The organism is Ruminococcus sp. J1101004sp1_RTP21198st1_B9_RTP21198_201120 (assembly GCF_040924245.1).
Lineage (GTDB): Bacteria > Bacillota > Clostridia > Lachnospirales > Lachnospiraceae > Blautia_A > Blautia_A faecis.
This window is the reverse complement of record NZ_JBCOMI010000001.1, coordinates 120,312-139,412: the sequence shown is the minus strand read 5'-3', so window position 1 is coordinate 139,412 and position 19,101 is coordinate 120,312. Positions and strand designations below refer to the sequence as shown.

General features: G+C 44.5%; 18 protein-coding genes. 2 read left to right on the top strand and 16 right to left on the bottom strand.

The window, feature by feature from the left end; translation table 11 throughout:
* Positions 1–32: 32 nt before the first annotated feature.
* The 6 genes from AB5618_RS00625 to AB5618_RS00600 form a co-directional block, all read right to left on the bottom strand.
* On the bottom strand, positions 33–1,121 hold the full coding sequence (locus AB5618_RS00625; protein ID WP_368366419.1) for a GGDEF domain-containing protein: 1,089 nt from the start codon (positions 1,119–1,121) through the stop codon (positions 33–35).
* Positions 1,122–1,461: 340 nt separating this feature from the next.
* Positions 1,462–2,910 carry a tRNA (N6-isopentenyl adenosine(37)-C2)-methylthiotransferase MiaB gene (miaB, locus tag AB5618_RS00620; RefSeq protein WP_118578058.1) on the bottom strand — a complete coding sequence of 483 codons (1,449 nt, stop codon included), beginning with the start codon at positions 2,908–2,910 and terminating at the stop codon, positions 1,462–1,464.
* Between the two features lie 561 nt (positions 2,911–3,471).
* Positions 3,472–3,984 (bottom strand): DUF6465 family protein, encoded by a 513-nt coding sequence (locus tag AB5618_RS00615; protein ID WP_118578057.1) that lies wholly within the window; start codon positions 3,982–3,984, stop codon positions 3,472–3,474.
* Between the two features lie 275 nt (positions 3,985–4,259).
* On the bottom strand, positions 4,260–6,338 hold the full coding sequence (gene recG, locus AB5618_RS00610; protein ID WP_256144024.1) for an ATP-dependent DNA helicase RecG: 2,079 nt from the start codon (positions 6,336–6,338) through the stop codon (positions 4,260–4,262).
* Positions 6,339–6,601: 263 nt separating this feature from the next.
* Complete coding sequence (locus AB5618_RS00605; RefSeq protein WP_148462004.1) at positions 6,602–8,287, bottom strand: DAK2 domain-containing protein; 1,686 nt, start codon at positions 8,285–8,287, stop codon at positions 6,602–6,604.
* 21 nt (positions 8,288–8,308) lie between these two features.
* Positions 8,309–8,668, bottom strand: a complete 360-nt coding sequence (locus AB5618_RS00600; protein ID WP_117851829.1) for an Asp23/Gls24 family envelope stress response protein — start codon at positions 8,666–8,668, stop codon at positions 8,309–8,311.
* A 212-nt stretch (positions 8,669–8,880) separates the two neighbouring features.
* Here AB5618_RS00600 and rpmB point away from each other — a divergent pair, with 212 nt between their 5' ends.
* The gene (gene rpmB / locus AB5618_RS00595; protein WP_118578056.1) at positions 8,881–9,066 is read left to right on the top strand and encodes a 50S ribosomal protein L28; all 186 of its coding nucleotides are present in this window, start codon (positions 8,881–8,883) and stop codon (positions 9,064–9,066) included.
* A gap of 235 nt (positions 9,067–9,301) precedes the next feature.
* On the opposite strand, the gene AB5618_RS00590 is transcribed toward rpmB, so the two are convergent.
* From AB5618_RS00590 to AB5618_RS00575, 4 genes are all read right to left on the bottom strand, one after another.
* Positions 9,302–9,439 carry a hypothetical protein gene (locus tag AB5618_RS00590; RefSeq protein ID WP_173736106.1) on the bottom strand — a complete coding sequence of 46 codons (138 nt, stop codon included), beginning with the start codon at positions 9,437–9,439 and terminating at the stop codon, positions 9,302–9,304.
* A gap of 122 nt (positions 9,440–9,561) precedes the next feature.
* A complete protein-coding gene (locus AB5618_RS00585; RefSeq protein ID WP_118578055.1) occupies positions 9,562–9,939 on the bottom strand; it encodes a GerW family sporulation protein in 378 nt (125 codons plus the stop codon).
* Between the two features lie 2 nt (positions 9,940–9,941).
* The gene (locus AB5618_RS00580; RefSeq protein WP_226854438.1) at positions 9,942–11,108 is read right to left on the bottom strand and encodes a DUF2953 domain-containing protein; all 1,167 of its coding nucleotides are present in this window, start codon (positions 11,106–11,108) and stop codon (positions 9,942–9,944) included.
* A gap of 4 nt (positions 11,109–11,112) precedes the next feature.
* Complete coding sequence (locus AB5618_RS00575) at positions 11,113–11,424, bottom strand: hypothetical protein (RefSeq protein WP_148462001.1); 312 nt, start codon at positions 11,422–11,424, stop codon at positions 11,113–11,115.
* Positions 11,425–11,606: 182 nt separating this feature from the next.
* Here AB5618_RS00575 and AB5618_RS00570 point away from each other — a divergent pair, with 182 nt between their 5' ends.
* Entirely contained in the window at positions 11,607–11,693 is an 87-nt protein-coding gene (locus tag AB5618_RS00570; protein ID WP_368366432.1) for a DUF6783 domain-containing protein, read from the top strand.
* Positions 11,694–11,739: 46 nt separating this feature from the next.
* Here AB5618_RS00570 and AB5618_RS00565 read toward each other — a convergent pair whose 3' ends face one another.
* The 6 genes from AB5618_RS00565 to ruvB form a co-directional block, all read right to left on the bottom strand.
* On the bottom strand, positions 11,740–12,195 hold the full coding sequence (locus tag AB5618_RS00565) for an NUDIX hydrolase (RefSeq protein WP_021925514.1): 456 nt from the start codon (positions 12,193–12,195) through the stop codon (positions 11,740–11,742).
* A gap of 96 nt (positions 12,196–12,291) precedes the next feature.
* Positions 12,292–13,773 carry a penicillin-binding protein 2 gene (locus AB5618_RS00560; protein ID WP_173769064.1) on the bottom strand — a complete coding sequence of 494 codons (1,482 nt, stop codon included), beginning with the start codon at positions 13,771–13,773 and terminating at the stop codon, positions 12,292–12,294.
* Complete coding sequence (locus AB5618_RS00555) at positions 13,697–15,070, bottom strand: FtsW/RodA/SpoVE family cell cycle protein (RefSeq protein WP_173769065.1); 1,374 nt, start codon at positions 15,068–15,070, stop codon at positions 13,697–13,699. The genes AB5618_RS00560 and AB5618_RS00555 overlap by 77 nt, the downstream gene beginning before the upstream one ends.
* A 6-nt stretch (positions 15,071–15,076) precedes the next feature.
* Positions 15,077–17,284: a U32 family peptidase gene (locus AB5618_RS00550; protein ID WP_173736109.1), complete on the bottom strand. Its 2,208-nt coding sequence runs from the start codon at positions 17,282–17,284 to the stop codon at positions 15,077–15,079.
* 143 nt (positions 17,285–17,427) lie between these two features.
* On the bottom strand, positions 17,428–17,835 hold the full coding sequence (locus AB5618_RS00545; RefSeq protein ID WP_148461999.1) for a cell division protein ZapA: 408 nt from the start codon (positions 17,833–17,835) through the stop codon (positions 17,428–17,430).
* Between the two features lie 247 nt (positions 17,836–18,082).
* Positions 18,083–19,084, bottom strand: a complete 1,002-nt coding sequence (gene ruvB, locus AB5618_RS00540; protein ID WP_148461998.1) for a Holliday junction branch migration DNA helicase RuvB — start codon at positions 19,082–19,084, stop codon at positions 18,083–18,085.
* Positions 19,085–19,101: the final 17 nt, after the last annotated feature.

The window sequence follows — 19,101 nt, the reverse complement described above, 5'->3', positions numbered from 1 at the left end:
CTGTTGTTAATTCGACAAAAGACCCGGTGAGTTTAATAGATCACCCGGTCTCTTCCCTGTTCTTTGCCCATATAAAGTTTCGCATCCACATTTTTCAGCAAGGTGTCTATATTGGACTTGAAATCATTCTCCTCCACGCCAAACGTCATAGTAACCGGAATCCATTCTCCCCTCCAGTCAAACAGATCGTTGTCCAGCTTCATGCGAAGAGAGTTGAGCATAAGGCATACTTCGTCTCCGTTCATATCTGGGAAAAAGAAGATGAATTCTTCGCCTCCCCAGCGGCACAATTTGGCATGCTCACCCAATTCCCGGCTCATATGCTGTGTGATCCATACCAGTACAGCATCTCCGCAGTCATGTCCCCAATGGTCATTGATCCTCTTAAAAAAATCAATGTCACACATACCAATGGTAAACGCCATAACAGGCTCTTTCCTGCGCTTCTCCGTAATGTACTGTATCATCTGACGGCGGTTCCACAAACCTGTCAGCGGATCTGTCCCGGCCTGTTTCTTCAGCTGCTCATTATACAGCACCAGCTTCTTCTCCGCAGATTCCACATTGGAGCTGAACATACTGCACGCTACAGCCATAAGCACAAACGTCACAATGGTATTTATGATCTGTAATACAACTGTAGCCGTTTCTGTCAGGGCAAAAACAGAAATATTTACCCTGCAGTACAAAAACAGGCTGAATCGTACTGCAAACAGAACTACTGTATAGCTGACCTTATACACAAGAGAATTGTAGACAGCAAAATATACCAGTACCAGCATCTCAAACATCAGATGCTGAATACCGCAGTCCCATCCATAGAGAACAACAAACACAATTATCCATGCCAGCTGCAGACCGCTGCAGACAAGCACACTGGTGTGTACCTTCAGCCGGTATGTTGCATAAAAAGCAGCAACCGCCATTGCTGCGAAAATATATCCTGTCCAGACCTCTGTCTTCGGTCCCACAATGCAGAATACTAACGGAATGATCAGAAAATAAAGTCCCAGAATCAACAATATAATTCTGAGAAGGAACAATATACGCTGAGGCTCATTCTCATGAACTGCTTCTTTCCTCAACAATGCATAAAATTTCCTGCACAGCCCTTTAACCATTACAGGTGCCGCCTTTCCCACGAGTGTTCAATATAATAATATTGCACTATTTATCACAAAAATGCAACCTTTTTTGTAATTATTTATATTATTTGCGCTTTTTACTTTACGGTTCAATGGTAACGTTCTGCAAGGTGTTTTTTGTGAACAAAGTTCACAGGAAGTCCGGGAATCTCAGCACGAAATCATGCGAATGCATGATTTCTGCGCATCGCAAAGCGTGTTACTGGTCACGGAGTGACAGTAGCCTTTTTGCCAAATATTGCTTTTTATTCATAGTCAGGATTACAGAATCAAAAAATCTGATATATAAATCTTTTGTAACGATTCGGCAGGTGCTTTAATCCTCCACTCTTGTTCCCATGTAATAGAAGCCTTTACAGGTATCCAGACGCACATTCACATACTTGCCAAGAAGATCCGGGGTTCCTGGAAAATGAACCAGCAGATTATACTGGGTTCTTCCTGTGAAAATACCCTTTTCCTTGCTCTCCGTCTCAACAAGAACTTCCTGAACCTCGCCCTGGAATCTGGAAGAGACTTCTCTTCCTTTCTCCTGAACCAGCTTTAGAAGGCGGTCAAAACGATCCTTCACCACATCCTCTGGAACCTGATCCTCCATCTTCGCCGCAGGAGTGCCGCTTCTCTTGGAATAGATAAAGGTAAATGCAGTATCAAAATCAGATTTCTCCACTACATCCAGAGTTTCCTGAAAATCCTCCTCAGTTTCACCCGGGAAACCTACAATAATATCTGTAGTCAGGGAAATATCCGGCACCGCTGTACGGATTTTCTCCACCAGTCCCAGATACTTCTCCTTATCATAATGCCGGTTCATGATCTTCAGGATACGGCTGCTGCCAGACTGCATAGGCAGATGCAGATGATGGCACACCTTCCTGCTCTTACTCATATATTCGATCAGCTCATCAGATAGATCCTTCGGATGAGAAGTCATAAACCGGATTCTCTTCAGCCCCTCGATCTGCTCCACCTTCTCAAGAAGCTGTGCAAAAGTCACCGGATCCTTCAAAGTCTTTCCATAAGAGTTTACATTCTGTCCCAGAAGCATAACCTCTGTAACGCCATCCGCCACCAGAGCCTCTATCTCTTTCACAATCGCCTCCGGCTCACGGCTTCTTTCACGCCCTCTTACATAAGGCACAATGCAATAACTGCAGAAATTATTACATCCAAACATAATATTCACACCGGACTTAAAAGAATAATTACGCTCTGTAGGCAGCTCCTCCACGATCTTATCCGTACCCTCCCAGATATCGATCAGCTGGCTGTCACGATTCTCCATCTCATAAAACAGCTCTGCAAACTTAAAAATATTATGGGTTCCAAACACCAGATTGACAAATGGATAATCCTTCTGGATCTTATCCACAACCTGCTTCTCCTGCATCATACACCCAAACAAAGCAATCTTCATATCCGGATTAGACTTCTTCAGACTATGCAGCTTACCAAGGCGACCATACACCTTAAGATTGGCATTCTCACGAACCGTACAGGTATTATAAATCACAACATCCGCATCCTCTGTTTCCTGTCTCTTAAATCCAATCTCATCCATAATCCCTGCGACAACCTCAGACTGCTTCTCATTCATCTGACATCCGAACGTCTGCAGACAATAAGTAATCCTCCGTCCCAGTTCCCGCTCCCTCAAAGCCACCATCTCAGCCAGCTTCGCCATATAATAATACTGACGCTCTGTATCATCCTGAGGCGGTGTAATACTCGTATCTATCTTACTGAAATCAATTTCATTAAACATACTTTATTCCTTTCATAAAAAGACCCCTTGTCAAATCAAGGGGCTACTCCTGTCTATATCTAAATATTTTATCCTATTTACCCCCTTTTGTCCAGCAATTTATTTCCCCACACTAAGCACTGCCCTGCACACAAGCTCTCCATTTCCCGATCCCATCTTGCACCTTCCCACTTACACAATTATCCTCCCCCAGGCGCTGCCCGCACGCAAGCTCTCCATCCCCCGATCCCATCTTGCACCTTCCCACCTATACAATTATCCTATCCCCAGGCGCTGCCTGCAGCCGCCGTCCCTTCCCAGTAACCAGTGAGAGGAAGTGGGTGCCGTCTGGGGGCATTGCCGAAATGGGGCGTCTGGCGAGCATAGCGATCTATAAAATTGCACTGTCTGAGCCCTGCAAGGGCGAGTTTGCAATTTTATAGATCACTAGGCGGCGGAGCCAGACACCCCATTTCGGCACCGCCCCCAGACGGCACTCACTTCCTCTCACGTCCCTCGAAATCAAAAAAGGCTTCAGGGAACGCACTCACACACTCCCTGAAGCCATTCATATAGGGGAAATTACAGCTCTACGTAATGTCCCTCTGCTTCACCGTTTACTACATAATATGCCTTATTCTCTTCAGTCTTAACGTAAACTTTAATATCCTGGATATCTTCTTCTTTCTTTCCGGTCATCTCTGTCCAGGCCTTTTTCACATTTGCCACTACATCCTTAGTAGTGAATTCCTTGCCTGCATACTGAATAAAAATCTCCTCAGCTGCAACAGCAGCCTTCTTAGCAGTTCTTCTAACAGCAGGCTTCTTAGCCTCTGCCTTCCCAGCTGTCTTAGCCGGAGCCTTTGCAGTCTCCTTAACAGCCTCTTTCGCAGTCTCTTTAACACTCTCAGTAGCAGCCTTAACAGTCTCTGTAGCCGCTTTCACAGTCTCAACAACAGCTGTCTTAACAGCCTCTGCCTTACTTGGCTCAGCCTTTACCTCTGCTGCAGCTGTAGCTTTAACCTCAGCCACAGTCTTAGCAGCCTTCTTGGCCGCCATTGTTTCTGCCTTTTTTGTAGTTCTCTTCGTAGCCATTATAATAGCCTCCTTGACGGTGAATATAATCTTCGTTTTCGCTTCTATGATAGAATACTACGAATCATTTTTTTTTGCAAGTTCTGATAAAATCCCCCTTGACAAACCATTTCTCTGAATTCATAGGTAAAAGTATACAAACAAAACCTGTTAATTTCAGGAAATCCTCGGGTACAAATCTTAAAATCCTGATAATTTTTGTTTTCTTGCACAGTTATTACCAAAAAAAGGATGGATTTTCTTATTTTTTTCGTCATCTATTTCCCTGTAAAACCTTACAATCCAAGGTTCTCAAGGTCATATTTCATATAAGCATTCAATCTTTCTTTCAATTTTTCATGCTGGGGCAGCTCCAGCTCCCTGTCAAGATCCAGGATTCCTCCCGCAGCATCACTGGCAGCCTTCAGTATATCCGAATCCTGATAAATATCTCCGATCCGGAACTCCAGCTGTCCGCTCTGACGGATTCCAAACAGATCTCCCGGTCCCCGAAGCTTCAGATCCTCCCCTGCTATAAAAAATCCATCATTCGATTTATTCAAAATCTCCAGTCTTCTGGAGGTCTCTTCCTCTTCATTTCCCTGCATAAAAATACAATAAGACTGATACGCTCCACGTCCAACACGCCCTCTCAGCTGATGAAGCTGTGCAAGTCCGAACCGCTCTGCATTTTCTACCATCATCACCGTAGCATTTGGCACATTTACACCTACCTCCACTACTGTAGTAGACACCAGAACCTGGATTTCTCCCCTTGCAAACTGTTCCATGATCCCGTTCTTTTCCTTGGGCTTCATTTTTCCATGGAGCATTCCAATGGTGATGTCTGATGGAAAAATCTCCCTCAGCCGTGCTGTATAGTCTGTCACGTTTTCCCCGTCTGCCCCCTCACTTTCTTCTACCATAGGGCAAATCACATATGCCTGGCGCCCTTCCCGCACCTGCCTTTCTATAAAGGAGTAGGCTTTCGGGCGATAAGACGTGCCAACTACACAGTTCTTAATCGGGAGACGCATGGCAGGAAGCTCATCTATAATGGAAATATCCAGATCCCCGTATACAATGATCGCAAGAGTTCTGGGGATGGGAGTGGCACTCATAACAAGTACATGCGGTGCATTTCCCCTGGTGGTCAGCGCCTCCCTTTGCTTCACGCCAAAGCGATGCTGCTCATCGGTGATCACAAGGCCAAGATTCTCGTACACCACTTTTTCCTGGATCAGGGCGTGAGTACCAATGACCACATTTGCCTCCCCGGATGCGATTTCTCCATAAATTCTTCTTTTCTCTTTCTGGGTGGTTGAGCCAGTAAGAAGAACCGGATGGCAGGATGAAATCTCCTGTTCCTCCATCAATTTCGTAAATGCTTCAAAATGCTGATTTGCAAGTACCTCTGTGGGCACCATCAATGCTGCCTGATAGCCATTTTCCACAGTAAGGATCATTGCCAGAAAAGCCAGAATCGTTTTTCCGCTTCCAACGTCGCCCTGAACCAGCCGGGACATAAGGGTATGCCCGCAAAGGTCTCTTTCGATCTCATGCCAGGCGTTTAGCTGTGCCTTCGTCAGATGATAAGGAAGACCTTCCATAACCTGTTCTGTGGTCCATACCGGCTTCATGGGAAAAGCATTGGGAGCTTCTTCTGTTTTTCCCTTCAAGATCTGTACTGCCAGAATAAACAAAAGAAATTCGTCAAACACAAGGCGTTTTCGCGCCGCCAGAAGTTCCTGCATATTGCCTGGAAAATGGACAGTAGAGATGGCATAATTATCATCTGCCAGGTGATAAAATTCCTTAATCTCATCTGGGAGAAATTCTGTCTGCAGGCTCTGTTCATCCAGGATCTGGTGCATCAGCTTGATTATCAGTTTGTTTGTAAGCCCTGCAGTAAGTCCGTATATGGGCTGCATGCTGTGAAGGATTTCCTCATAAGCCGCCGGAGTAAAAATCTCCGGATGCTCCATCTCCAGGTGACCTTTTTTTCTGGAGATTTTGCCGCGGAAAATGAAGCAGCTGCCTTTTTTCAGGGTATTTTTTAAGTAGGGGGCATTAAACCATACCACAGGAAGTCTTCCGGTGGTATCTGCCACAGTGACGGAGATCACCTGGAGATTACGAATCCTGTTTACATAGACTCCGGCAGTGACAGTTCCACGAACAGACACCACGGAGTTCTCCTTCAAAGAACCAATTTCCTCCGGTGCCTCATATGAGTCGTAATTTCTTGGATAGTAATGGAGCAGGTCATCTGTTGTGGTGATACCGATCTTCTGAAATAGTTTTTCCGTCTTTTCTCCTACTCCTTTTAGTTCCCGAAGAAGCTTTGCCACTGTTTTTCCCCTCTTTCTGACCATTCATCTCTGTTTCCGGGTCTTTCTTCATTTGCCCGAAAAGCGTTCTCATTATTTTACAACAAAGACTGCCAATTTTCCATACTTATTTCACTTTGCCCATAGCAATATCTCCTGCCAACCACTTCGACCTCAACAACAGCTTCACGGTGCGCAAAAAAACTTAATATTACCAATGATCCTAGGTTTATTGTCAAAGAAGACAGGGCGGAAATCTTCCACCCTGTCTTCAATCTCTTTATCATTCGCTGCCCTGCAGCTATTCATTACTCAACAGAAATAATGTAATAGTAAATCGGCTGTCCACCCATATTTACCTCTACTTCGCAGTCTGGATATGCTTCCTCCAGCTCTGCGGCAAGGCTCTCGGCATCCTCTTCTGTGGTCTCAGCACCGTAGTAAATGCTAATCACCTCAGAATCCTCGTCTACCATAGCTGCCACCATTTCTTTGGCAACATTCTCACGTCCCTTGCCTACTGCAAGAATTCCGTGATCACCGATTCCCATAATATCACCCTCGTGGATTTCTTTCTCATCCAGTCTGGTGTCGCGGACTGCGTATGTTACCTGTCCGGTCTTCACCATGGATACAGCCTCCATCATGGCTTCCAGATTCTCTTCTCCGTTCATTTCCGGCTGGAAGCTGATCAGAGCTGTAATTCCCTGAGGAATGGTCTTGGTAGGAACTACCACGATCTCTTTGTCCTCGGTAAGGTCTCTCGCCTGGTTTGCAGCAAGTACAATATTCTTATTATTCGGGAAAATATAAATAGTATCTGCATTTACTTCAGCGATGGCATTGAGCATGTCCTCTGTACTTGGGTTCATGGTCTGACCGCCCTCGATGATATAATCTACATTCAGCTCTTTAAACAGGGTGGAGAGTCCTTCTCCCACGGAAACACTGATAAATCCGTATTTCTTATGCTCTTTGGCGGCTTTCACAGCAGCTTCCTTCTTCTCCTGTTCTTCCTGCTCCCGGGCAAGCTTCTCGGCATCCTTGATCAGCTTCTCCTGATGTTCCTCACGCATGTTATCAATCTTCATGCGGGAAAGTGCACCGTAGGTAAGCGCTTTCTCGAATGCCTGGCCAGGATGATTGGTGTGTACATGTACTTTCACGATTTCATCATCTGCTACCAGTACAATGGAATCACCAATTGATGTAAGGAACTCCTTGAAGCTGTGAAGCTCCTCATCTGGAAGAGGCTTATTCAAAAGAATGATGAACTCCGTGCAATATCCAAATTTGATATCCGCTTCTGCCTGCTGGGAGATCCTGGTCACTGCCGGACCGGAAGATACCTTCTCAAATGCAGAATAGTCGATTTCTTTTCCAAGATAACCATCAAATGCACCACGGAAAACTTCTAGAAGTCCCTGTCCGCCTGAGTCTACTACACCTGCTTCTTTCAGGACAGGAAGCATTTCCGGTGTGCGGGCAAGTGTCTTCTCAGCATGCTCGAAAATGGCACGGAAGAAAAGCTCCAGATTCGCAGATTCCTCTGCAATCTCAGCAGCCTTTACTGCGGCCTCACGTGCTACTGTAAGAATGGTACCTTCCTTCGGCTTCATAACTGCTTTGTATGCAGTCTCTACAGCCTTCTCCATAGCAGCTGCGATCACAACTGCATCCATTTCTTTATGTCCCTTGGTTCCCTTGGTAAAGCCTCTGAGAAGCTGGGAAAGAATAACGCCTGAGTTACCTCTGGCTCCACGCAGGGAACCGGACGAAATAGCCTTGGCGAGTGTCTCCATATCAGGATCTGTAAGACTGCTTACCTCTGATGCAGCTGACATAATAGTCATTGTCATATTCGTACCGGTATCTCCATCCGGAACCGGGAATACATTCAACTCGTTGATCCATTCTTTCTTCGCTTCCAGGTTCTTGGCTCCTGCCAGAAACATTCTGGAAAGTATCTTGGCATCTATGGTCTGTCTATCCACCACAAGTTTCCTCCTCTAATCCTAATCTATTGCACGAACACCTTCTACGTAAATGTTGATTTTCTCAATCTCCATTCCTGTAAAAGCCTCGACTTTATATTTCACATTGTTTACAAGATTATCTGCAATAGTGCTGATATTCACACCGTACGCCACGATTACATGAAAATCAAGGCGAATCTTATTATCTTCTGTGATCTTAACATTTATACCATGCTGTAAGGAATCTCTCCTGAGCAGCTTTACAAGGCCGTCCTTCATGCTGACAGCGGCCATACCGATAATACCAAAACATTCTACTGCAACGCTTCCTGCATAAGTCGCGATTACATCCGTATCAATAATGATCTGGCCAAGGCCGGAATCTATACGTCCCTTCATATGGTTTACCTCCATTAATTTGATTTTCAAAATGTATATACCATATTATACCCTTTTTTCATTCATAACACAATGTCCAATTTTAGCACGCATCCACGCAAATAGCAAATTTATTTTAAATTGTTTTAAAATTTTCCTTTTTTTGCTTGCAAAATGTTTTTCCATCTGTTAGAATATGAACTGTTGAAAAAAAGCGTCAAGGAGGTGCTATCATGGCTAAATGCGCAATTTGTGAAAAAGGTGCTCATTTCGGAAATAATGTGAGTCATTCCCATAGAAGATCCAATAAGATGTGGAAATCAAACGTGAAATCCGTTAAGGTTAAAACTGAAGGCGGAGCTAAGAAAATGTACGTATGTACTTCCTGCTTAAGATCCGGAAACGTTGAAAGAGCCTAAGAAACACCTGCCCTCACAGTTTTGTGGGGGCTATTTTTTTGTTTCCCGGATAAGCATTTTTTAAGTGTGTTTGAAAAATCATTCCCGCAAAGTGTGGCGTACATTTTGCAGAAAGCCTTTTTCAACAAGCTCCAGAACAGTTTCTCCCAGACAGAATTTATTTTAATAAAAAGGATAGTTACATAAAATGTAAATGGGTATGAAAGGATTCGCTGATAATCTTTTCATACCCATTTTATCTACAAAATAAATGATAGCCACACAGCATACACAAAGCTGCTGCAATCAGAAGTGCGGTGGTCTCGGAGACAAGCAAGCCGATCACCATTCCCAGTCCGATGAAAAATAGCATAAAACCAAGAGCTTTTCCCATAATTCATACAGCCTTGCCTCTTTGGTTTAGTATATTTTATGCTGAAATGCCACATCTGAACACATTAACTTCTAAAATAACCGCCTGCAGCTTTTATAATCAGTTACTCGATCAGACACGATCTAGTTCTCTTCAGAATCTACAGTTTCATCCGCGCTGTTATCTCCGCCAGGTGCGAAGCGGTTTACAAAGTCAGGAACCATATCCAGAACTTTAGTAAGACCATCCTGGTTCTTTACGTTTACAAGCTTGGTGGTACCATTCTGGATTACCAGAACTGCGCATGGGGTCATCTTTCCGGCGAGACCTCCGCCGCCATTGTTCTTTTTATCACCTGCAAATGCACCAGCGCCTACACCAAAGGATACATCCACCAGGGGAAGTATAATGGTGTCTCCTACATGGATCGCATCTCCTACCACTGTCTTCGCAGATACAAATCCATCCATTCCCTTAAACAGGGAGCTTACGGTTTCTTTAAAGTTGTTTTCGTTTTCCATTTCTAGTCCTCCTTATGCTTCCATCGGTTGATAACGTATTTTATATTTTTATTGAAGTAAATCTCTATTGCTGCCTTGATAAGCACAATGCCATAAATACGACCTTTCAGAAATACATTTCCAGTCAGCTGGTTCTCTCCATCAAAAAGCGGATTCACATGAATCCTGTTCTTGTGAAATGGAAAGGTCATACCAAGCACTGCCAGAACTGTCCCGGTAATGGCCGGATCATCGCATCCAAAAGTAACATCACCTTCCAATTTCGTTGGAAGTACATGATGGAGCAGACCTTTTACATCTTTCCATATAAGAGAAATTGCAGCCTTGGTCCGTTCATTGGTAAGAAATTCTTTCCACCAGCCAAGCTTATCTGTGATTCCTGAAATTGTTTTCTTTATATTTTTAATTTTCTCAATTATACCTTTAATTATTGAAATAACCTTATTCCACAGATTACCCGGGAATCGGATTATTTTGCTTAGTATTTCCCAAATACGCGTAATTAAGCCGGACTTTGAAGCAGATTTGATATTTTCTTCCTGCTTCTCTGCTGATGGCTTCCCTGTCTGCGGTTCTGCTGTATTATTTTCCAACAGCACCGCCTCAGTTTTTGGTGCATGATCTTGAAAATTCTCTGCTGCATGTGCTTCAGGCTGAGATGCTTTCTTCTCAGTTTCTATGCGAGACTCTGCCATCTGCTTAGTTTTCTCTTCAGCAACAGCATTACTCACATTCGACTCTTCACCAGAAGCTTCTTTTACATCTGGCTTTTTTGTTCTGTTCTCCTGAGATATTCCCTTCGTTTGCGCAGATTTCTTTTTCCTCTTCTTTGCCTTACTCCTGGAGGTTTGGCTGACGGAGTTCTTTCTTCTGCCGCCTTTTAGCTTCTTAAGCCAGCCTTTTATAGTTTCTAATGAAACTCCAAAAAACAGGATCACCAGCTTTCCTTCTCCATTATGAAAGCAAAACCTGACGCCTATGACGTGGAACAGCCAGGTAATTCTGGCTTCCAGTTCTGTCTCCTTGAAGCTGCCGGTCTCCTTCACAGCCCTCGCCTGGTAGCGTACCGGGCAGAACAACAGAAGAAGCACTGCCAGAAGCGCAAGTCCCAGCAGGATTCCCAGTATGATCAATATAAACTTTATGAGGATCCACAGTATATGTAACATGCGCTCACCTGTTCTTAAAATATTCTTTTACCTGAAATGCACCTGTCTCCCCGTAAATATTCTTCACAATATCTACTGCCAGATCAATGGCTTCGTCTTTTCCTTTCGCCATACCAACAATCTCAGGACATCTGGCATAATAGCTCTTCTGGATCAGCATGTAGGACGGTACAATTTCAAGAAGATTTCCCGGATTCTCAGACAATGTGACCAGATAAACACCAAAAGCCACCCTGCCTGCGTCAATCCTCCTCCGTGCTTTTGCCGCGTCTTTGATTCCTTCTCCCACATAATAGTCTTCTCGCCATTTCAGCATATTCGGCACAACTCTCCTTTGTTATTACTGCTTGACATACACCTTTTGTTATATTAATATTTCCCTTCTCTGGAAATTTTAAACATTTTACAACTATTCCGCAAGGCATTTCTTGTGAACCTCGTTCACAGAACGAACCTGTCAGGATGCTAGAGCGTGTTTGAAAAATCATTCCCTAGAGCATGTTTGAAAAAAGCATTCCCGCAAAGTGGGGCGTGCAGATTGCGGGAATGCTTTTTCAAACACGCTTTAGCAGCATTGTCATATAATAAAGGCTGCGTAAATCAGCTACGCAGCCTTTATTCTCCCCATGAATCAGAAATATTTCTGCTGCCTGTCCCATAATCCGGCACTTCGCAGTTCCAGATATTCCTGGTACGCCTTCTCAACGATCTGCTTCTCGTTCGCAAAACGAAGCAGATGGTAAATCTCGTGAAACTTGTAATACCCGGAGTCCACGAAAAATTCCTCTCTTTGAGGCTTGCTATGATAATTATCCGCCGTCATAAGATACCAGTGTACCTCTTTATTGACCATGTCTTCCGGCACTGTGAAATTGTACTGGCTCTTGCCTACATACTTCACAATGGAAGCTCTGACATCAGCTTCCTCCTTCACTTCCCGCAATGCGGTCTGCTCATGAGTCTCTCCTGGCTCTACGGTTCCTTTCGGTAAAACCCATCCTTCGTAACGGTTTTTGTAAGATTTATATAGTGCAAGAATCTTACCTCGATGAATTACCACACCGCCACAGCTCGTTGCTTCTATCATGCTGCAATCCTCCTGTAATGCGTGTGTTTTCTAAACTGTATATAGTATACCTCTTTTTCAGAAAACTGGCAACAGGGAATATAATATAGATTGCTGTTAGTTGGCGTAATAAGCATCAAAAATCTGTCCCGCAATCGGAACTGCTGCCTCACTGCCGGAGCCTCCATTCTCCACGATCACGGCAACCACCAGATCCGGATCATCTACATTGGAATAGCCGATAAACCAGGAATGGCTGTGTCCTTCCTCGTCAAACTCCGCGGAACCGGTCTTACCTGCTACTGTATAGCTTCTGCCGGAAAGTGCGGAAGCTGTACCGGAATCAACCACCTGTTTCATTAATTTGCCAAGAAGATTGGCCTCATTGGAACTCATCAGCCGTTTATAAGCTACCGGCTCTGTCTTTTTTACTGAATCGCCATTGTCATTTACCACCTCGTCAATAAGATAAGGTTTCATCAGAACACCATCATTTGCAATGGCACAGGTGATCAATGCCATATGCATAGGCGACACAAGAGTATTGCCCTGTCCAATGGCAGTCTGCATGATCAGAGGAGTTACGGAATCTGCATCAAGGGAAAAGCTGCTGGTTCTGTAGGAGTTCAGCGGCAGACTCTTATTAAACAGAAGATCCTCTGCAGTCTCGCGAAGAGATGCACCCCCAAGACCAACTCCAATATCTGCAAATGCACAGTTGCAGGAATTTGCAAATGCAGAATAGAAATTCTCCTGCCCGTGAACTGTATTGTGATAACAGTGGATCGTGTGATCCTGCAAGGTGATACTTCCCTCACAGAGATAATTGTATCCCTCAAATGTTCCCTTTTTGCGGAAATAATCAAGTGCAGTCACAACCTTAAAGGTAGAACCTGGCGGATATGCACCATTTGTGGCTCTGTTCAGAAGACTGCTGTCATTCTCATCGTTGACCAGATAGTCCCAGTTGTCCCCAATGGTATTTGGATCAAAATCAGGCTTGCTCACTTCTACAAGTCTTTTTCCGGTAGATGGTTCCATTACCACAACAGCCCCTCTTCTGTCACCCAATGCATTGTAGGCAATACTCTGAAGATTGGCATTCAGGGTAGATACAACTGTATCTCCGGTATTCTTCTCATTAAGGAACTGGTTCTTCATCTGAGTCAGAAAAAAAGAATGGGAAGTCAGAAGGGTAAAGTTCGCTTCTGATTCCAGACCGCTTTTTCCATTGGTATCATACCCCACAACATGAGAGAACATATTGGAATATGGATAATTACGTGTCTCAGTTCCATCCTCACTTACATTGGTCTGCGCCAAAACCTGTCCATCAGAAGACAGGATCTTACCTCGTACTACACGGTCGGAAAAGGAATCCTGTCTGGTATTGTAAGGACTGTTAATAAAATCATCGCTTTTAAAGCCATCAAAATAAATCAGATACCCGATCATACTGATAAAAATAATCCCAAAGAAGATGGAAACAAAGGTATATTCTTTATTTCTGGCTTTGCGCTTTTTAGTAATCTCTTTCTTCCGCTGCCTCAACAGCTCTCTGTCTCGCTCTCTTTGCTGCCTCTCGTCGATGTCTCTCAATTTCTTCGTCCTCGTCCTCTCTATAAATATACAAGCCCTGGATAATAGCGATCATCAAAATCATACACATTATGGAACTTCCTCCATAGCTGACCAGAGGAAGGGTCACGCCTGTCATAGGTATGAATTTGGTGGCACCTCCAACGGTAAGGAACACCTGAAACGCATATTCCGTACCAAGACCAATGGCGATCAGTTTATAAAACGGATTCTTAATCTGCAGGGCAATCTCCACGATAGTAAGGAAAAAGCTCATACACACAAAGATCAGGCAGATGGCAAAAATCCCGCCAAGCTCCTCGCAGATTGCACTGAAAATAAAGTCGTTTTTTACAACCGGAATTTTCTCCGGAGAGCCTTGGCAAAGTCCCATTCCAAACCATCCGCCTGTACCAATGGCAAACAGGGACTGTACGATCTGGTATCCTTCATTCTGATAAACTGCCATAGGATCTTTCCATGCACTGACACGCTGCCTTACATGGCCAAACAGGTGATATGCCACTACAGCGCCTGCTGTACCGCCTGCAATTCCAATGCAAAGGTATGCCGGCTTCCTAGTTGATACATAGATCAGCACCAGATAAGCCACAAAAAATATTACAGCACTTCCAAGATCTCTTGAAAGCACCAGGATTCCCACATGAAGACCTGCCACAATAGTAGCCAGCACAACTTTCTTAAAAGTTACCTCTCTTGCCAGAAGGGATGCCATAAAGAACACGAAGGTCAGCTTGATCACCTCGGAAGGCTGGATTCCCATCAGAGAGAGCTTGGCGCCGTAACTTGTCTGTGCCAGAACAAGAACTGCTCCAAGAAGAACAACTCCAAGCCCTGCATACACCCAAGTGAGATCCTTGAGAAATTTCATCCTGCGGATCATAACCGGAATCACCAGCGCCACTGCACTTCCGCACGCAACGATCAAAAGCTGCTTATTGGCAGAGGCAATATCCAGCCTGCACAGCATTATAAATCCAACGCTTAAAAGCATGCACATGTTATTTAAAAGCAGCATAGACGCATTTTTATAAATTCTGCGGTATAAAATAAGGATCGCAGCAAAATATATCATCATTTCTGCATAAAAGATGACAACCTTAAAATCAAAGGTTTTCAGAAAAATCACAACAAATGCGGTAAAATCCAGGAAAAAGGTTAAGGTGATCTGACTTCTTAAAAGTCCTTTCCTGTCTGAAGCGTGTTTCCCGACAACAAGGTAGTAGCACAAAACTGTGTACACGATCATCAGTGTCAGGATCACATATTTGGATAATTCAACAACAATATTAATCATACGCCTTTACTCGGCTCCTCTTTTAAAATGACCTTTTGTAAACTCATATTCGTGAGATACCCGGCCGCCATGATATGCAGCCACAAAATCTTCCACGATCCGTTCTGTCTCTTCCCTGCTTTCTATGGTAAAAGCCAGTCTTACAGATGAAACACCAAGTTCTTCCACCCTGCCTGCTTCCTTCAAAAGCCCGTATGGCAGACTGTTATAGATGATATTATAACATGAATCTGCCGCCTTTGTATTTCCCATTTTCCATGGGCGGCAATAACAGACCACAGGAAATTCCTTGTCATAACGGTCTTTCAGAACAAGCCTCTCCTCCTGTCCATTGCAGCCGGAAGTATTCTTGCGTACACACTGGGCGCTGTGCATAAGAGGCAGACGGCCGTAGACAATCATCTCACTGCCTGCATTTTCCCTGTGGCGAAGTTCCTTCTCATTCAGCTCCAGGGGAACTGTATTTCGAAGGATTCCCTGATCTTTCCAGAAACGGATGGCTTCATCATTCCAGGTATACAGGGAGTGATCCAGCACACACTTGTCTGCCAGTCCCATCTGTGCCAGTGCACTGTAGGACTCCAGATTCCGCACAAGAAATCCGCTCAGCCCTGCTTCCAGCCACTTTTTCACCTGCTCCATATAACCTTCCGGTGGATTTTCTCTTGTAATATGAGGAAGAGAAAGGTACATTTCCTTTCCATTGTCAAGACCTGTCTGCAAATGTTTCTCCATTAATGCGTAAGGAAGATAAATGCCCTGGATTCCGGTCTTTTGGCAGAGGACTTCAGAAGCATCCTCGTTTTCACAGGACACGTAAACCGGAATGTATTCCTCTTTATTGCGGGGAACATTATCATGAATCACAACATCACGGATTTTTGCCGGAGTCTCTTCTGCAATTCTCTTAACCCGCTCGTCTCCCACATTTCGCCTGTATTTTCGTAAAAGCTTCTCCTTCAGATTCTCTAATGCCTGATGCCGCGCCTCATTTAAAGTCTTCATGGGAACAAAAACGGAATCCTCCATATAAATTTCCAGTTTTTCCCATATAAATGAGGTGTTTCCCAGCTTGTCCATCTGCTGACGCACTCGTTCTTCCGTTACCGGCTGGCTCTTTGCGTATTGTACTTCTCCAACACATTCATATGCATCTTCTCCCTGGCAGGAAACATGAAGAAGGACCGGAGAACCGGGGACAAGGTGAAGTTCACCTGTGATTTTCTCTTTCAGCTGCTTCGTTTCCAGGAAAACTTCCCCTGTTTTTTTCTCATTTGTAAAAGCCATCATCTGAGGACCATTTCCCATCTGATAGTAGCCTGTACAGGAACCGCCTCTGTTAAACAGATCCAGAAGATATTTTTTATCTTTTTCTGTCACATGATAATTCGCAGGTCCTTTTTCAAAAAGAAAATCCAGATATTTCCGATACATACCGGTAACGCCAGCAGTGTAAGCCGGCTGCTTCATTCTGCCCTCTATTTTCAGAGAAGTAACTCCCGCTTCTATAATTTCAGGCAAAATTTCAATGGTGCAGATATCTTTCAGGCTTAACGGGCAGAATTCTCCTTTTCCATACTCTTTTGCCCTGAAATTCTTCACCTGGTACGGCAGACGGCAAGGCTGGGCACAACGACCTCTGTTTCCGCTTCTGCCTCCTAAAAGACTGCTCATCAGACATTGTCCTGAATAGCTGTAGCAAAGTGCTCCATGGACAAAAGCCTCTATCTCAATTGGACAGGCTTCATGCATGCGTGAAAGCTCCTGAAGGGACAGCTCTCTTGCTGCAACCACCCGGGTTGCTCCCTGTTCTGCCAGAAACTTCATACCTTCCGGGCCGGTCACCGTCATCTGTGTACTGGCATGAAGATGAAGCTTGGGAAATTCCCTCTTCAGAAGGGAAAATACTCCCATATCCTGAACGATCACTGCATCAAGACCAGCGTTATAGTAAGGTTCCAAATAGGAAACCAGGTGTTCATTTAGTTCTTTGTTTTTCAACAGGGTGTTGACAGTGAGGTATAGCTTCCTGCCATGAATATGTGCCACATCAATAGCCCGAAGAAGCTCCTCTTCATTAAAATTCTGGGCATATGCCCTGGCTCCGAACATCGTACCACCTACATATACGGCATCTGCGCCTGCTCCAAGCGCTGCCTCAAAGCCTTCGTAGGAGCCGGCAGGAGCCAGCAATTCTATATTGTTCTGGTTCAAAGTTTGTCCTCCATTTTATGTGAAAGTCTCAGATCTCAGCAGAAAAAATACCGCCTCAGTCCACGGCATTTTTCTCTTATCTGCCAGACAGACGATTTGCTGATAAAGGAAAAGAGGAATCACCTAAGCAATCCCTCCTGCTATTATTTCAGCATTTCATCCAGTTCTTTTTCCAGTTCTTTTACTTTACCTTCCAGAAGATTCTTCCCGTCAAGAGCTTCCTGCTCATTCTTCTGTGCTTCTTCAATCTGCATGCGAAGGGAAATAAGCTCGTGCTTCAGGTCATACATCTCCTGATCCTTCTGCTGCAGGTCAAGTTCGTAAGTCTCCACCTGCTTCTTCGCCTTGAAGTAATCGTCTGTAATATTCAGGCTGAGAAGCATATGCTTGGTCTCCATAGGCTGTCTGCCGTATCCTGGCACAGTCTCCAGCTCTCCTATCTTCTTATTCATATATGATGCAACCTGCTGGAAATATTCCTCTGATTCATATCCTCCCAGGGTAATGATCTTACCCCCGATGATCACCTGTGCTGTATTCTTGACCGCCATTCGTTCAAGCCTCCTGTATCTTTATACTACCAGATTCTCCTTACACTGTTACACGAAAATAATCCGTCGCTTTCATTCTATAGCCGGTAACCTTTTCGTGGAATATTATCTGTAAATCTAATATTCTCACAATGTGTCCGGAAAAACCAGTCTGTTTACTATCTTTTCGTATCATAATTTATGTAAGCACTCCTATTATAATCGAAAAGTGTTGAAAAGTATAGGATTTTTTACAAAAGTTTATCTTTTATATTTCCGGAACAGGAAAACCAAGGTGTTCGTAAGCAAGTGCGGAGGCCGTCCGCCCTCTCGGGGTGCGGTTCAAAAAGCCATTTTTCAGAAGGTACGGCTCGTATACATCTTCTAAAGTACCGGAATCTTCACCGATGGCTGCTGCCAGAGTGTCAAGTCCAACAGGGCCGCCTTTGAAATTTACAATAAGAGTAGTCAGGATCTGGCGGTCCAGTTTGTCCAGGCCGTACTGATCTACTTCCAGAAGGTTCAGGGCAAAGCATGCAACATCGTAAGTGATCCTTCCATCATATTTCACCTGGGCAAAATCACGGACACGCTTTAACAGACGATTTGCAAGACGGGGGGTTCCCCGGGAGCGCATGGCGATCTCTCCGGCACCTTTCACGTCAATTTCCACTCCAAGTACCTGGGCAGAACGCATAATGATTGTGGTTAGTTCCTTCTTACTGTAAAATTCCAGATGATGAATCACACCAAAACGGTCGCGGAGCGGCGCAGAAAGAAGTCCGGCTCTGGTGGTAGCACCTACAAGGGTAAATTTCGGCAAATCCAGTCGGATCGACCTGGCGGAAGCACCCTTCCCGATCATAATATCAATGGCGAAATCCTCCATAGCAGGGTAAAGCACCTCTTCCACCTGTCTGTTCAGGCGGTGGATCTCGTCCACAAAAAGAATATCCCCTTCCTGAAGATTATTCAGAATCGCCGCCATTTCTCCAGGCTTCTCAATTGCAGGGCCGGAAGTCACTTTCATATGCACACCCATTTCATTGGCAATAATGCCGGAAAGGGTAGTTTTTCCAAGTCCCGGAGGGCCATAGAAAAGGACATGGTCCAGGGAATCGTGACGCTGTCTGGCAGCTTCAATATATATTTTTAAGGTATTTTTGGTTTTTTCCTGACCAATATACTCGTCCAGGGTCTGTGGACGAAGATTCCCTTCCAGAGAAAAATCCTCTTCCATAACATCAGTGGTTATGATACGATTGTCCATTTTTTACCTCTTGAAAT

Excerpts from the sequence above, each read along its gene's own strand:
- recG (WP_256144024.1), bottom strand. The coding sequence starts at position 6,338 with ATGGTCAGAAAGAGGGGAAAAACAGTGGCAAAGCTTCTTCGGGAACTA.
- AB5618_RS00565 (WP_021925514.1), bottom strand. The coding sequence starts at position 12,195 with ATGATAGAAGCAACGAGCTGTGGCGGTGTGGTAATTCATCGAGGTAAG.
- AB5618_RS00590 (WP_173736106.1), bottom strand. The coding sequence starts at position 9,439 with ATGGGAAAAGCTCTTGGTTTTATGCTATTTTTCATCGGACTGGGAATG.
- AB5618_RS00570 (WP_368366432.1), top strand. The coding sequence starts at position 11,607 with ATGTTTGAAAAAAGCATTCCCGCAAAGTGGGGCGTGCAGATTGCGGGA.
- AB5618_RS00615 (WP_118578057.1), bottom strand. The coding sequence starts at position 3,984 with ATGGCTACGAAGAGAACTACAAAAAAGGCAGAAACAATGGCGGCCAAG.
- rpmB (WP_118578056.1), top strand. The coding sequence starts at position 8,881 with ATGGCTAAATGCGCAATTTGTGAAAAAGGTGCTCATTTCGGAAATAAT.
- ruvB (WP_148461998.1), bottom strand. The coding sequence starts at position 19,084 with ATGGACAATCGTATCATAACCACTGATGTTATGGAAGAGGATTTTTCT.
- miaB (WP_118578058.1), bottom strand. The coding sequence starts at position 2,910 with ATGTTTAATGAAATTGATTTCAGTAAGATAGATACGAGTATTACACCG.
- AB5618_RS00625 (WP_368366419.1), bottom strand. The coding sequence starts at position 1,121 with ATGGTTAAAGGGCTGTGCAGGAAATTTTATGCATTGTTGAGGAAAGAA.
- AB5618_RS00600 (WP_117851829.1), bottom strand. The coding sequence starts at position 8,668 with ATGAAGGGACGTATAGATTCCGGCCTTGGCCAGATCATTATTGATACG.
- AB5618_RS00545 (WP_148461999.1), bottom strand. The coding sequence starts at position 17,835 with ATGGCGGTCAAGAATACAGCACAGGTGATCATCGGGGGTAAGATCATT.
- AB5618_RS00575 (WP_148462001.1), bottom strand. The coding sequence starts at position 11,424 with ATGCTGAAATGGCGAGAAGACTATTATGTGGGAGAAGGAATCAAAGAC.
- AB5618_RS00555 (WP_173769065.1), bottom strand. The coding sequence starts at position 15,070 with ATGATTAATATTGTTGTTGAATTATCCAAATATGTGATCCTGACACTG.
- AB5618_RS00585 (WP_118578055.1), bottom strand. The coding sequence starts at position 9,939 with ATGGAAAACGAAAACAACTTTAAAGAAACCGTAAGCTCCCTGTTTAAG.
- AB5618_RS00580 (WP_226854438.1), bottom strand. The coding sequence starts at position 11,108 with ATGTTACATATACTGTGGATCCTCATAAAGTTTATATTGATCATACTG.